Genomic DNA, 13,066 nt, shown 5'->3' with positions numbered 1-13,066 from the left:
TGCCGGCCGGGCTCGCGCCGGTGACCCCGGACGCGGCGCCGGTGGGCGCCGCGTCCGGGGCCGTCCTCAGTACCGGTAGGCGCGGATGATGGTCTGCTTGACCGTGTTGCCCCCGGTGTCCGCCGCGGCGGCCCGCAGCGAGACGAAGCCGCTACCCGTCGGGTTTCGCACCCAGGCGACCGCCTTCTCGCCGGATCGCCGGACGGTCAGCCGCTGCCACGTCTGGCCGTCGTCGAACGACGCCTCGACGGTGAGGGCCGTGGTCCGCCCCGGCGCCGCCCCGATCTGACGGTCGAGCGAGATCGGAATCGCGAACATCCGGTCGGCCGGCGCCCGGTTGTCGATGTCGAGGTCCGGGGAGAACCGGATCGCCGTCATCGGCAGCTTCACCAGATCGCCGTCGGCCACGTGCGTGGACGTGAAGGTCCACTCGGCGTCGACCACTGTCGACAGGGTGAACGCCGGGTCGCTGCGGAAGGTCGCGGCGAGTCGGTAGTCACCCTTCTCCGCGGGCACGTTCCACACCCAGGGCGCCTGGGTCGCGTCGCCGATCTTGACCCCGTCGCGGTAGAGGCTGACCTCCACACTGCCGCCGCGGGGATGCCGGAAGCCCATGTGCCCGCTGCCGTCGCCGTGCAGCGGCCCCGGCCCGCCCAGGAGGTCGCCCCAGTAGCGGGTGGCGAACTGCTGGCCGAAGTTCGGCTCCGGGAAGACCGGCCCGGCCACCCCGTTGGCCCACCTCACGTCGTACGTGCGCCCGGCCTGGAAGCTGGTCCACGGCGACTCGTAGTACGTGTACCGCAGCTGCGACGAGGTCGACTGCCAGACCGCCTTCTTGTCCTGGTTGTAGTACTCGGTGATGGTCCCCGGCGCGTCGTAGCTGAAGCTCGGCGGGATGTTGCGCTCGTCCCGGTAGATCGGGGAGTTGCCGGGCGCGTGCGCGACAGCGGTCCGCGAGACCGGCACGCCGGCCACGTCCGCGCTGACCCGGGAGCGGACCGTGGCGAAGTCGCCCGCGCGCAGCCTGCGGGTCAGCCCGGTCATCATCTTCTCCGGCTCGTAGAAGTAGACCCGGTAGACGTACGGGCTGTTGTGCAGGCTGCCGTCCTCGGCCACCTGACCCCAGATCCCGTTGACGTAGGAGACGAAGCCGGGCGTCCTGCCGGCCCCGATCTGGGCGGTCCGCACGTGGTCGAGCGGGAGGCCCATCACCACGCCGAACGGGTCGTTGCTGCCCCAGATCTGCGGCTGCTCGGTTCGGATCGTCCAGCCGAACTCCTGGTGGACCGCGGTGGCCTTCGGGTTCGGCACCGTCACGGTGACCGGCTTGGCCAGGCGGGCGTCCATGGTGAGCGACTGGTCGGTCGTGAGGTCGAGGCTCGGGCGCATCAGCGAGGTGACGTCCGGGAGGAACGGGTCGCCGGTCAGCAGGTAGGTCTGGACCAGGTAGCGGCCCGCGCGGACCCGGTACGTGGTGGCCGTGGGGTCGCCGAACACCATGGTGGTCTGCCGGTCCAGGTCGGTCAGGAGGGTCACCCAGCCCTGCTCGGCCGTGGGCGCGCCGCCGTCCGGCCCGACGAGCTTGAGGCTCAACCGGTGACGGGCGACGTCGAGCGCGACCGGGGTCTGCACCTGCACACCGTCGCCGGTGGCGGTCACCTCACCGCCGAAGTAGTGGTCGGGCAGTCCGGCGCCGGCCTGGACGGTGACGGTCACGGTGGCCGTGCCGCCGGCCGGGACCGTCACCGAGGAGGCGTCGAGGCCGAACAGGCCGGCCGGCGCCGGGGCGCCGTCGGCGTCCTTGGCGTCGAGGGACAGCGCCAGGGTGAGGGCCGAGGAGCCGCTGTTCGCGTACGTGATGGTGTGCTTCTGCGCGGTGGTGGTGCGCTCGAAGGCGACGCTGACCGGGTCGGTCGTGACGGTCTGCCGGGTCGCCCGGGCGACGTCGAGGAAGCCCGCGCCCTGCTCGTAGACGCCGATGGTGGCGCTCGGCTTCGCGGCCGCCATCAGCGTGGACTTGATCCGCTCGGGCGTCCAGTCCGGGTGCTGCTGGGTCAGGATAGCCGCCGCGCCGGCCACGTGCGGGGTCGCCATGGAGGTGCCGTTGAGGCTGGTGTACTGCGGGTTCTCGTCGTTCGGCCACAGGTCGGAGGTCGAGCTGCGGGCGGCGAGGATGCCGACGCCCGGTGCGGTGACGTCCGGCTTGACGCCGGCGTCGCCGCTGCGCGGGCCCCGGCTGGAGAACTCGGCCAACTCGCCCGTCTTGGACACGGCGCCCACGGTCAGCGCCTCGTCCACGCTGCCGGGCGAGTTCACCGTGGACTCGCCGCCCTCGCCGTCGTTGCCCGCGGCGACGACGAAGAGGACGCCGTAGCGGTGGGTGAGGTCGGCCAGGGCCGCCTCGATCGGGTCGGTCTCCGGGCTGTCCGTGCCGCCGAGGCTCATGTTGGCGACCTTGACGCCCTGCTGCGCCGCCCAGGTCATGCCGGCCAGGATCGCCGACTCCGGGCAGCCCACCTCGGTGCACACCTTGGCGCTGTAGAGGGTCGCGTCCGGCGCCATGCCCTTGTACCGGCCCTGCGACGCGGCCGCGGTGCCGGCGATGGTGGAGGCGACGTGGGTGCCGTGGCCCACCCGGTCCAGGGTGTCCGGGTCGGCGGTGAAGTTCTCCGCGGCGGCGACGCGGCCGGCCAGGTCGGGGTGGGTCTGGTCGACGCCGGTGTCGATCACGCCGACCTTCACCCCCTTGCCCGTCCAGCCGGCCTGCCAGGCCTGGGGCGCGCCGGTCAGCGGGACGCTGACGTCGAGGGTGGGGTGGCGCAGCCCGTCGAGCCAGATCTTGTCGAACCCGGCCCGCAGGCGCCGCTCGGTGCCACCCGCGGAGGACGTGAGGTCGTTCCAGAAGGAGACCGCCTCCGCGCGGCTCTCCGCGACGGCGCTGGCTCCGGAGAGCTGCCGGGTGGTCCGGGCGCCGGCGAGGCCGGCGGGGGTCGCGCCGCCGTGCTGGACGATGAGCGGAAGGGTGGCCCGGGTGTCGTCGTAGCCGAAGCCGATGAGCGCCGAGACGTCGAAGAGCCGCTCGTCGAGCTTGCCCCGGTTGAGCAGGCCGACGGCGTCGGCGGGGATGACCCGCACGTCCTCGCCGGCACTGTGGGTGAGGAACGGGATCCGTTCCCGTCCCTTGCCCGGCACGACGTCGACAGTCGTCCGGCCGTTCACGCTGCCGACGTGGACGACGTCGCCGGTGACCAGAGTGACGGTCCGGGGCTTGGACGCGACAGCGGGTGGGGTCGCCGGCTTCGCGGCCCGGGGCTGCGCCGAGGCGGGTGTGCCGCCCGGAGCCGCCATCGAGACGCCCAGCACCGCCAGTGCCAGCGCCGATAACGTACGAACTGAACGCATGCTTCTCCCTGGATGAACGCGAGAGGTATCCGGGTGCTCCGGACGTGACGCGGGGGTGAAAGTTCATCCGAGTGACCTGGGTCACATGTTTGGATCGCGGCCGGGAGACGGCCGGCGGGTCGGCGGCGACGATCGTCGTTCGGTCTAATGGGGAGATGCGCGTCCTGATCGTCTCCGCGCCGCTGCAGGGGCACCTGCTGCCGCTGGTCCCGCTGGCCCTCGCCTGGCGGGACGCCGGCCACGAGGTGCTGGTCGCGAGCGGCGGCGACGCGCTCACCGTCGACCTCGGCGGGCTGCCGGCGCACGACGTCGCGCCGGGCTTCGCGTTCGGGCGGATCGCCGGCCGGGTGCTCCTGCGCCATCCGCTGCTGGCCCGCCGGGAACTGGCCGGGCGTGCGGGCACCGCGGTCGTCGGTGAGCTGTTCGGCGCCGCGAACGCCAGGTTCGTGGACGCGGTGGTCGCGCTGGCCCGGCGGGAACGGCCCGACCTGGTCGTCTACGAGCCGCTGGGCGTGGCCGGGGCGGTCGCCGCCGAGCGGCTCGGCGTCCCCGGCGTCGTGCAGGAGAACAACCTGTTCCCCGCCGTGGATCTCGTCGCGGCCGTGGCGGCGAGCGGACCGATGCGGCGGCACCGGATCGACGCGCCGGCGGCCACGATCACCGTGTCGCCCCCGAGCCTGACCGGGCCGCGACCTGGCCTCCCCATGCGGGCGGTGCCCTACTCCGGCGGGGGAGACGTGCCGGACTGGCTGCTGAGCGCCGGGAAGCGGCCGCGGATCATCGTGAGCCGCAGCACCGTCGCGGGTCCCGGTGGCGGCGACCCGACGGCGGCGATCATCGCGGCCGCACCCGCCGTGGACGCCGACATCGTGCTCGTCCGGCCACCCGGCAGGCTGCGGCGGCTGCCGGAGAACGTCCGGACGGTCGGCCGCGTGCCGCTCGACCGGGTGCTCCCGTACGCGACCGCCTACCTGCATCACGGCGGGGCGGGCAGCGTGCTGGGCGGCCTGGCGGCGGGCGTGCCGCAGCTCGTCGTGCCGGGCCCCGGCGACCGGCGGCACAACGCCGAGGTGGTGGCGCGGCGCGGCGCCGGCCTCGCCGTGGCGGCCCGTGACATCACACCCGATGTCCTGACCCGGCTCGTCACCGACGGGTCGCTCGCCGAGGCCGCGGCCGAGGTACGCGACGAGATGGCCGCGATGCCCTCACCCGCCGACCTGGTGCCCGAGCTGACCGCCCTCGGCCGGTGATCCTCGGAGGATGCGGGGCCCCGCGCGCCTGCGGGGCCCCGCGTGGCCTCAGCGGCCCTGGAGAGACCTGACGTTGTCGCCGAAGGTCCAGCCCTTCGAGCCGTCCCAGTTGACCGACCAGGTCATCAGCCCCTTGAGGCCGCCCCGGTAGGTGTTCCACGCCTGCGCCACCAGCGACGGGCTCATGTACCCGCCGCCGGCCCCGCTCTGCGCCGGCAGCCCGGGGACCTGCTTGTCGTACGGGACGCGGATGGTGGTGCCCTGCACGACGAGGCCGGTGTTGAGGCAGTCGGTCTGGACGACGAAGCCCTGCACGGTCCCGGCCGGGTACGAGTCGCCGGCGCAGCCGTACATGGAGCCGTTGTAGTACTGCATGTTCAGCCACCAGAGCCGGCCGTTGTCCGCGTACTTCTTGATGATCGGCAGGTACGCGCCCCAGATCGAGCCGTAGGTGACGCTGCCGCCGGTGACGTACGCGGTCTCGGGCGCCATGGTGAGCCCGAAGCCGGCCGGCATCTGGGCCAGCACCCCGTCGATGATCCGCACCAGGTTGGCCTGGGAGGCGGAGAGCTGGCTGATGTTCCCGCTGCCGGTCAGCCCGGTCTCGATGTCGATGTCGATGCCGTCGAAGTTGTAGCGCTTGAGGATCGGTACGACGGTGGCGACGAACCGGTCGGCGACCGCGCTGGAGCCGAGGTCGATGCCGGCGGTGGCGCCGCCGATCGACAGCAGGACGGTCAGGCCGGCTGCCTTGGCCTGGCACACCTCGGCCGGGGTGGGCACCTTGACGCCGGCGTCCATGCCGTCCTCCCAGAGCACGGTGCCGTCGGAGCGGATCACCGGGAACGCGGCGGTGACGACGTTGTAGCCGTGCGCGGTGATCCGGGAGTCGGTGATCGGGATCCAGCCCATGCCGGGGTGCACGCCGTTGGCCGCGCCGTCCCAGTTCTCCCAGTAGCCCTGGAGCACCTTGCCGGCGGGCCGCGACTTCAGCGCGCAGGTGGTCCCGCCGGGCGGCGGCGTGGTGGTGGGGGTGGGGGTGGGCGTCGCCGTGGGCGTGGGCGACGTCGTGGGGGAGGTGGTGGGCGTGGGGGTGGGCGAGGGCGGCTTCGTGGTGGGGGTCGGTGACGGGGTGCCGGCGCCGCAGGCGCCGAGGTCGCTCCAGAGCGCCGGGGTGGCCGGTGGGGTCCAGCCCGCGCCGGCCGGCGGCGTGTGGGTGACCAGCGCCTGGTAGAGCCGGTTGGCATAGGTGGCCCGGCTGCCCGCGGTCCAGGTCACCCCCTCGGCCCAGGCCGGCACGCCCGCGCAGGAGACCAGCGCGGTCTCCGCGGCGGAGGCGGCCAGACCGGTGGCGGCCGGCAGGGCGGTGGGTACGGCGAGCAGCAGGGCGCCGCCGAGCACGGCGGTCAGCCGTCGTCGAAGTCGCATGACATACCTCCTCATCGATGCGCCGGAGGCTAGCAGTTAAGTTTGTTAAATGTAAATGCGCAGTAGTCTGTCAGCACTTGGTTCACGGCGTGAAGCAGGCCGCCGGGGGCGGCCGGGAGAGGATGGCGGCGGACGTGGACGCCAGACGCACCACCGTGCGCGACATGCGCCGTGCCAACCGGTCGGTCCTGCTCACCCGGATCTGGCTGGACGGCCCGCTGAGCCGGCACGAGCTGGGGCAGTCCACCGCGCTCAGCCTGGCCAGCGTGAGCAACCTGGTCGGCGAGATGATCGCCGAGGGCCTGGTCGAGGAGGCCGGCTCGGTCGAGTCCGACGGCGGCCGCCCGCGGGTGCTGCTCCGGGTGGCCCCCGGCTACGGCTACCTGGTCGGCGCCGACGTCGGCGAGACCCGGGTGCAGGTCGAACTCTTCGACCTGGCCATGACCGCCCTGGCCAAGGCGGAGTACCCGATCGCGGCCGCCGAGCCCGACCCCGGGCAGGTCACCGACCACCTGCTGCACGGCCTCGCCGCGGTGATCGAGCAGGCCGGCGTCGATCCGGGCGCGGTGCTCGGCTTCGGCGTCGCCGTCTCCGGCACCGTCGAGCGCACCGCCGACGCCGTGGTGCACGCGCAGACCCTCGGGTGGGACGGCGTGCCCCTCGGCGCCATGCTGCGCGCCGGCACCGACATCCCCGTCCACATCGACAACGGCGCCAAGACCCTCGGCCAGGCCGAGATGTGGTTCGGCGCCGGGCGCGGCGTCCGGCACGCGGTGATCGCCCTGGTCGGCTCCGGCGTCGGGGCCTGCGTGGTGGCCGACGGCGTGGGCTACCGCGGCGCGCACAGCAGCGCCGGAGAGTGGGGCCACACCACCATCGTGTACGGGGGCCGCCGCTGCCGCTGCGGCAACCTCGGCTGCCTCGAGGCGTACGTCGGGGCGGAGGGGGTGCTGGACCGGTTCCGGCAGGCCAACCGGGGCCGGCCGGCGGCCGGCGGCGACGAGGAGAGCGCCTTCGGTGAGCTGCTGCGCGCCAACAGCCGCACCGCCGCCAAGGTGCTCGACGAGACGGTGGGCTACCTCGGCGCCGGGGTGGCGAACCTGGTGAACCTGTTCAACCCGGAGCGGGTGGTGCTCGGCGGCTGGGCCGGCCTGGCCCTGGGCGAGCGCTACCTGCCGCAGATCCGCGAGGTCACGGCGCGGCACGCGCTGCGCCAGCCGTACGCCCAGACCTCGGTCGAGCTGTGCCGGCTCGGGCCGGACGCGGTCGCGATGGGCGCGGCCACCCTGCCGATGGCCCGGCTGCTGCGCGACGGTGGTGTGCCGCGCGAGCCCGCAGCCCGGGTGGTCCCGGCGCCGGCGCGGCCGGCGCGGCGGCCCCGGTCGCGAACCCGCTGAAGCGCCGGCCCCGCTGAACCACCGGGCCGGCGGCGGGAGCGCCACCGGCCCGGCGCCGGCTCAGGACGGGAGCGTCCACTTCTGGTTGGCCCCGCCGGTGCAGCTCCAGATCTGCGTCTTCGTGCCGTCCGCGGACGTGTTGCCGGTGACGTCGAGGCACTTGTCGGCCTGCGGGTTCACGAGGTCCCGCGCGGCCGTCCAGGTCCACTGCTGGGCGGCGCTGCCGTTGCAGGTCCACAGCTGCACCTTCGTGCCGTTGGCGGTGCCGCCCCCGGACACGTCGAGGCACTTGCCCAGCGCACGGAGGGTGCCGTCGGCGGCCCGGGTCCACTGCTGGTTCGCCCCGCCGGTGCAGCTCCAGATCTGCGCCGGCGTGCCGTCGGCGCTGGAGTTGTCGGTGACGTCGAGGCACTTGCCGCCGATGCCGGTGATCGGGCCGGTCGGCGTGCCGCCACCGCCGGACTGGCTGCCCGCCCAGGTGAACGTGGCGGTGGTGCGCGCCGGCAGGGTGTAGGTGAAGGACTGACCGCCCCAGACCACCTTCACCGACTGGGCGGAGGTGCCGCCGTTGTGCGCGAGCAGCGCCTTGGACCCGTCCGGGTTGCGGTACGCGACGTTCTGCACGGTGCCGTTGGCGGTGGAGTCGATCCGCACGGCCCCGGGCCGGACGAACTTGGTCAGGTGCCCGGTGGTGTAGTACTCGATCGTGTAGTCGACCTGACCGGCGCGCGTGCCGCCCTCCTGCACCGTGATGAGGCCGGTGCAGGTGCCGCAGCCGCCGTTGTGCGGGCCCATGAACTGGTTGACCGCGAGGCTCCACTTCACCACGCTCCGGCTCCAGTTCCGGGCGTAGTTCACGATGTCGGCCATGTCCTCGTTGTGCTGGTTGCCGATCCAGGTGCCGCCGGAGTGCTCGGTGCTGAACTGCGGGACCGCCGGGTACTGGCCGTGCACCTGGCTGCCGACCGACGGATCACCCCAGTAGCCGTGCCACGCGATGCCGCCGAAGAGCGGGTCGGTGCGCACCGCGCTGTCGGCGAGCAGCCCCGCGCCGATGGTGCCGTAGTCGCCGTAGTTCCAGTCGTGCACCAGCACCTTCGTGGTGATGCCGGCGGCCCGGAACGCCGGGTAGACGAAGTTCTTGGTCAGCTCGACCAGGCCCGAGGAGTTCCAGCTCATCCCCGGGTAGTCCATGGCCGTGGGATTGCCGGACTGGCAGCAGTTCGGCTCGTTCTGCACCGAGAGGTAGTCGACCTTCACGCCGCGGGCCGCGTACGCCTGGATGGTCTTCACGAAGTACTGGGCGTAGGTGGCGTAGTACTCCCACTTGAGCCAGCCCATCTGGTCCATCCGGCCGTTGTCCTTCATCCAGCCGGGCGCGCTCCACGGCACGACCATCACCCGCAGGGCCGGGTTGAGCTGCCGGGCCTGCGCGGTCAGCAGTTCCACGTTCGTGTCGTAGCCGTTGGCCCCGAAGTCGTTCAGATCGCAGCAGGTGTCGTCGAGCGAGACGTTGCCGGGCCGGGAGAGGTCGGAGGCGCCGATCGGGTTGCGCACGTACGACAGGCCGATGCCGTCGGTCGGGGAGAACAGCTTGCGCATCACCTCGTCCCGGGTGGCCGCGCTCACCGGCCCGCCGCGCAGCAGGTACGCGGTGGTGTCGGTGATGGACGCCCCGGCGCCCTCGAACGGCTGGTAGCGGGTGTTCTCGTCGACGGTGATCGTGTGCGTGGCGCCGGGGCTGGTGGCGGCGAAGCTCAGCGGGCTCTGCTGCTGCAGGCCCCGGGTGACGGTCCGCCCGCCGGAGTCGGAGGTGGTGGTCAGCCAGACGTTGACGGTCTCGCCGGCGGCCTGCGCGGCCGGCGGCGGGGCGAGGGCGAGGGCGCCGGCCGTGAGGCAGAGCGCCAGGACGGCGCGGCCGGCGAGACGGGGGGTGGTGGGGGACACCGTGCTCCCTTCCGGATCAATCGATGTTCTTGACTGAGAAAACAGCCCCCACCTGCTTATGTCAAGGCATGAAAAAAGTGCCCACGGGCCGACCGTGGGCACGCCGACGCGGCCGTCCGGGGTCCCGCCCGGACGGCCGCGCTGAGCAGCGGCTCAGCTCTCCCCGCGCACCCGCCGGATGGTGTCGCGGTACCAGTGCGCGCTGCGCTTCGGCGTGCGCCGCTGGGTGTCGTAGTCCACCCGCACGATGCCGAACCGCTTGTCGTAGCCGTACGCCCACTCGAAGTTGTCCAGCAGCGACCACGCGAAGTAGCCGCGCACGTCCGCGCCGGCCTGCCGGGCCCGGGCCACCGCCCGCAGGTGCTCGGCCAGGTACGCCACCCGGTCGTCGTCGGCCACGAACCCGTCGGCGTCCGGCTCGTCGTCGAAGGCCGCACCGTTCTCGGTGATCACCATGGGCACGCCCGGGTAGTCGCGGTGCAGCCGGACCAGCAGCTCGGTGAAGGAGTCCGGCACGATCTCCCAGTCCATCGCGGTGCGCGGCAGGTCCCGGCGGACCACCCGGCGCACCGGCCGGCCGTCGTCGTCCCGCTCCCGGCCCTGCTCGTCCACCCCGGAGTGGACCTGCCCGAAGTAGTAGTTCACCCCGAGCACGTCGATCGGCGACGAGATGACCTCCAGGTCGCCCTCCTGCACCGGGATGCGGACCCCCTCGGCGGCCAGGTCGGCCACCACGTCCTCCGGGTACGCGCCGCGGAACACCGGGTCCAGGTAGAGCCGGTTGCCCAGCCCGTCGGCGGCCCGGGCCGCGTCCCGGTCGGCCGCGCTGTCGGTGGCCGGATCTGCCGTGGACAGGTTGACCGTCAGGCCCAGCTCGATCGGGGTGGCCGCGGCGGCCCGCAGCCGCTGCACCGCCAGCCCGTGACCGAGCAGCAGGTGGTGCGCGGCGGCGATCCCGTCGCCCAGGTTCCGCCGGCCCGGGGCGTGGTTGCCGTACGCGTACCCGAGCATCGCCGAGCACCACGGCTCGTTCAGCGTGGTCCAGGTCTTCACCCGGTCGCCGAGGGCGGCGAAGACCAGCTCCGCGTAGTCGGCGAAGCGGTGGGCGGTGTCCCGGTTCGGCCAGCCGCCCGCGTCCTCCAGCTCCTGCGGCAGGTCCCAGTGGTAGAGCGTCACCCACGGGTCGAGCCCGCGGCCGAGCAGCTTGTCCACCAGGCGGTCGTAGAAGGCCAGCCCGGCCGGGTTCGCCGGCCCGCGCCCGCCCGGCTGCACCCGCGGCCACGCCACCGAGAACCGGTACGTGTCCAGCCCCAGGCCGGCGATGAGCGCGACGTCCTCCGGCATCCGGTGGTAGTGGTCGCAGGCCACGTCGCCGTGGTCGCCGTTGGCCACCGCGCCCGGGACGCGGCAGAAGGTGTCCCAGATCGACGGCGTCCGGCCGTCCTCGGCCACCGCGCCCTCGATCTGGTACGACGAGGTCGCCACCCCCCACCGGAAGGTCGGCGGCAGGGTGTCGATCGGGTCGGCCTGCCCGGTGGTGACGGAGCGGGTGAGGTCGGTGTCCATGGTTCTCCTCGCGGTAGCGGGTCGTTCGGTCGGACGGAGGGCGGGGGTCAGCGGGAGGCGGCGACCGGGTGCAGCCAGCAGGCGACGTCCCGGCCGGGTTCGGCGGCGCCCAGGGCCGGCACCTTCTTGTCGCACGGGTCGAACGCTTTCGGACAGCGCGGGTGGAACGCGCAGCCCTCCGGCATGGCCCGCAGGTCCGGCGGGGAGCCGGGGATGCCGGTCAGCTCGCGGCGGGGACCGCGCAGCGCCGGGAAGGAGTGCAGCAACCCCTCGGTGTACGGGTGCAGGGCCCGCCGGTACAGCTGCCCGGCGGGCGCCTCCTCGACGATCCGGCCGCCGTACATGATGGCGATCCGGTCGGAGAACTCGACGAGCAGCGACAGGTCGTGGGTGATGAACAGCACCGCGAAGCCCAGCCGCTCCCGCAGCTCGGCGAGCTGGCCGAGGATCTGCCGCTGCATCACCACGTCCAGCGCCGTGGTGGGCTCGTCCATGATGACCACCTGCGGCTCCAGCGCCAGCGCCATGGCGATCATCACGCGCTGTCGCATGCCGCCGGAGAGCTGGTGCGGGTAGCTGTCCAGCCGGTCGGCGGCGATGCCGACCAGGCGCAGCAGGTCCCGGGCCCGGGCCAGCCGGCCCGCCGGCGTGCTCGTCGGCTCGTGCGCCTTGATCACGTCGAGCAGCTGGGTGGAGACCTTGTGCACCGGGTTGAGCGAGTTCATGGCGCCCTGGAAGACGATCGACGTCTCCGCCCAGCGGAACCGGCGCAACTGCGCCGGGCTCAGCGTCAGCACGTCCACCGGCGGGCCGTCGACCGGGTGGTAGAGCACCTGGCCGCCGCTGACCACGCCGGGCGGCGGCAGCAACCGGGTCAGCCCGTACGCGAGGGTGGACTTGCCGCTGCCGCTCTCCCCGGCCAGCCCCAGCACCTCGCCCCGGTGCAGGGTCAGGTCGACGTCGCGGACGGCGTGCACGGCCGCGTCGCCGAGCCCGTAGTCGACCCGCAGCCCGCGGATCTCCAGCACCGGATCGGTCATGGTGCGACCTCCTCTCGGGGGGCCGGCACCGGACGGGAGGTCGGGGCCAGCACGGGGGTGAAGCCGACCCGCATGCGTACGGTGCGGCCGTCGGCGGTGCGGATCCGGGTCTTGCCGGCGCTGCGCAGCCGGGGGCTGACGAACTCGTCGATGCCGAAGTTGATCAGGGCGAGGGCGGTGCCGAGCACCGCGATGGCCAGCCCGGCCGGGACGAACCACCACCAGGCGCCCTGCGCGAGGGCCTGCTGGCCCTGGGCCCAGAACAGGATGGTGCCCCAGTTCCAGGACGAGATCGACGAGATGCCGATGAAGGCCAGGGTGATCTCCGACATGACCGCGAAGATGACAGTGCCCACGAAGCCGGACGCGATGATCGCGGTGAGGTTCGGCAGGATCTCGAAGAGGATGATGCGCCAGGTCCGCTCGCCGGTGGCCCGCGCCGCCTCGACGTAGTCGCGCCGCCGCAGCGAGAGCGTCTGGGCGCGCAGCACCCGGGCGCCCCACGCCCACGAGGTGAACCCGATGATGAGCGCGACAAGGGTGTCGCTGGCCTGCTCGACGATCGACGTGATGATGATGATCAGCGGCAGCGCCGGGATGACCAGGAACACGTTGGACAGCGCCGACAGGCCCTCGTCGGCCACGCCGCCGATGTAGCCGGCGGTCACGCCGATGAGGATGGACAGGATCGTCGCCAGCACGCCGGCGACCAGGCCCACCACCATCACGCTGCGCGCGCCGACCAGGATCTGGCTGAAGATGTCCTGGCCGAGGTGGGTGGTGCCGAACCAGTGCCGCAGCGACGGCGCCTGGAGCACGTCGGCGCTGCGGGCGTCCGGGTCGTACGGCGCCACCCACGGCCCGATCACCGCGAAGAGGCAGTAGATCGCGAGGATGACCAGGCCGGTCGCGGCCTTGGCGTTGGCCACGAACCGGAACCGGCGCCGCTTCGCCCGGCCCGGCGCGGCCGACGGCTGGGCCATCGCCCCCTGACCGGGGATGACCTGCTCGATGCTCGACGGTGAGATGGTCATCG

General features: G+C 73.2%; 8 protein-coding genes. 2 read left to right on the top strand and 6 right to left on the bottom strand.

From position 1 onward, the window contains the following. Positions 1 to 66 precede the first annotated feature (66 nt). Positions 67 to 3,402, bottom strand: a complete 3,336-nt coding sequence (locus GA0070603_RS04035; protein WP_091307299.1) for a S8 family serine peptidase — start codon at positions 3,400 to 3,402, stop codon at positions 67 to 69. Positions 3,403 to 3,557: 155 nt separating this feature from the next. Between GA0070603_RS04035 and GA0070603_RS04030 the strand changes: the two genes are divergently transcribed. Continuing rightward, on the top strand, positions 3,558 to 4,652 hold the full coding sequence (locus GA0070603_RS04030) for a nucleotide disphospho-sugar-binding domain-containing protein (RefSeq protein WP_091307295.1): 1,095 nt from the start codon (positions 3,558 to 3,560) through the stop codon (positions 4,650 to 4,652). A 48-nt stretch (positions 4,653 to 4,700) separates the two neighbouring features. Here the strand turns inward: GA0070603_RS04030 and GA0070603_RS04025 are convergent, their stop codons facing one another. Continuing rightward, entirely contained in the window at positions 4,701 to 6,080 is a 1,380-nt protein-coding gene (locus GA0070603_RS04025; RefSeq protein ID WP_091307291.1) for a glycosyl hydrolase family 18 protein, read from the bottom strand. Between the two features lie 134 nt (positions 6,081 to 6,214). Here GA0070603_RS04025 and GA0070603_RS04020 point away from each other — a divergent pair, with 134 nt between their 5' ends. Next, a complete protein-coding gene (locus GA0070603_RS04020; protein ID WP_091321506.1) occupies positions 6,215 to 7,477 on the top strand; it encodes an ROK family transcriptional regulator in 1,263 nt (420 codons plus the stop codon). Positions 7,478 to 7,537: 60 nt separating this feature from the next. Here GA0070603_RS04020 and GA0070603_RS04015 read toward each other — a convergent pair whose 3' ends face one another. The 4 genes from GA0070603_RS04015 to GA0070603_RS04000 form a co-directional block, all read right to left on the bottom strand. Then, complete coding sequence (locus GA0070603_RS04015; RefSeq protein ID WP_341864928.1) at positions 7,538 to 9,424, bottom strand: ricin-type beta-trefoil lectin domain protein; 1,887 nt, start codon at positions 9,422 to 9,424, stop codon at positions 7,538 to 7,540. Between the two features lie 153 nt (positions 9,425 to 9,577). Next, complete coding sequence (locus tag GA0070603_RS04010; protein ID WP_091307287.1) at positions 9,578 to 10,990, bottom strand: GH1 family beta-glucosidase; 1,413 nt, start codon at positions 10,988 to 10,990, stop codon at positions 9,578 to 9,580. A gap of 47 nt (positions 10,991 to 11,037) precedes the next feature. Beyond that, positions 11,038 to 12,030, bottom strand: a complete 993-nt coding sequence (locus GA0070603_RS04005; RefSeq protein ID WP_091307283.1) for an ABC transporter ATP-binding protein — start codon at positions 12,028 to 12,030, stop codon at positions 11,038 to 11,040. After that, a complete protein-coding gene (locus tag GA0070603_RS04000; RefSeq protein ID WP_208862795.1) occupies positions 12,027 to 13,064 on the bottom strand; it encodes an ABC transporter permease in 1,038 nt (345 codons plus the stop codon). Before GA0070603_RS04000 ends, GA0070603_RS04005 begins: the two co-directional genes overlap by 4 nt. Positions 13,065 to 13,066 lie beyond the last annotated feature (2 nt).

It is taken from the genome of Micromonospora chersina, from assembly GCF_900091475.1.
Taxonomy (GTDB): domain Bacteria; phylum Actinomycetota; class Actinomycetes; order Mycobacteriales; family Micromonosporaceae; genus Micromonospora; species Micromonospora chersina.
This window is presented reverse-complemented; position numbering and strand designations above follow the sequence as displayed.

What these genes read in the sequence shown, in the direction of transcription:
- GA0070603_RS04005 (WP_091307283.1), bottom strand. Translation starts at nt 12,030, where the DNA reads ATGACCGATCCGGTGCTGGAGATCCGCGGGCTGCGGGTCGACTACGGG.
- GA0070603_RS04025 (WP_091307291.1), bottom strand. Translation starts at nt 6,080, where the DNA reads ATGCGACTTCGACGACGGCTGACCGCCGTGCTCGGCGGCGCCCTGCTG.
- GA0070603_RS04000 (WP_208862795.1), bottom strand. Translation starts at nt 13,064, where the DNA reads ATGACCATCTCACCGTCGAGCATCGAGCAGGTCATCCCCGGTCAGGGG.
- GA0070603_RS04010 (WP_091307287.1), bottom strand. Translation starts at nt 10,990, where the DNA reads ATGGACACCGACCTCACCCGCTCCGTCACCACCGGGCAGGCCGACCCG.
- GA0070603_RS04035 (WP_091307299.1), bottom strand. Translation starts at nt 3,402, where the DNA reads ATGCGTTCAGTTCGTACGTTATCGGCGCTGGCACTGGCGGTGCTGGGC.
- GA0070603_RS04030 (WP_091307295.1), top strand. Translation starts at nt 3,558, where the DNA reads ATGCGCGTCCTGATCGTCTCCGCGCCGCTGCAGGGGCACCTGCTGCCG.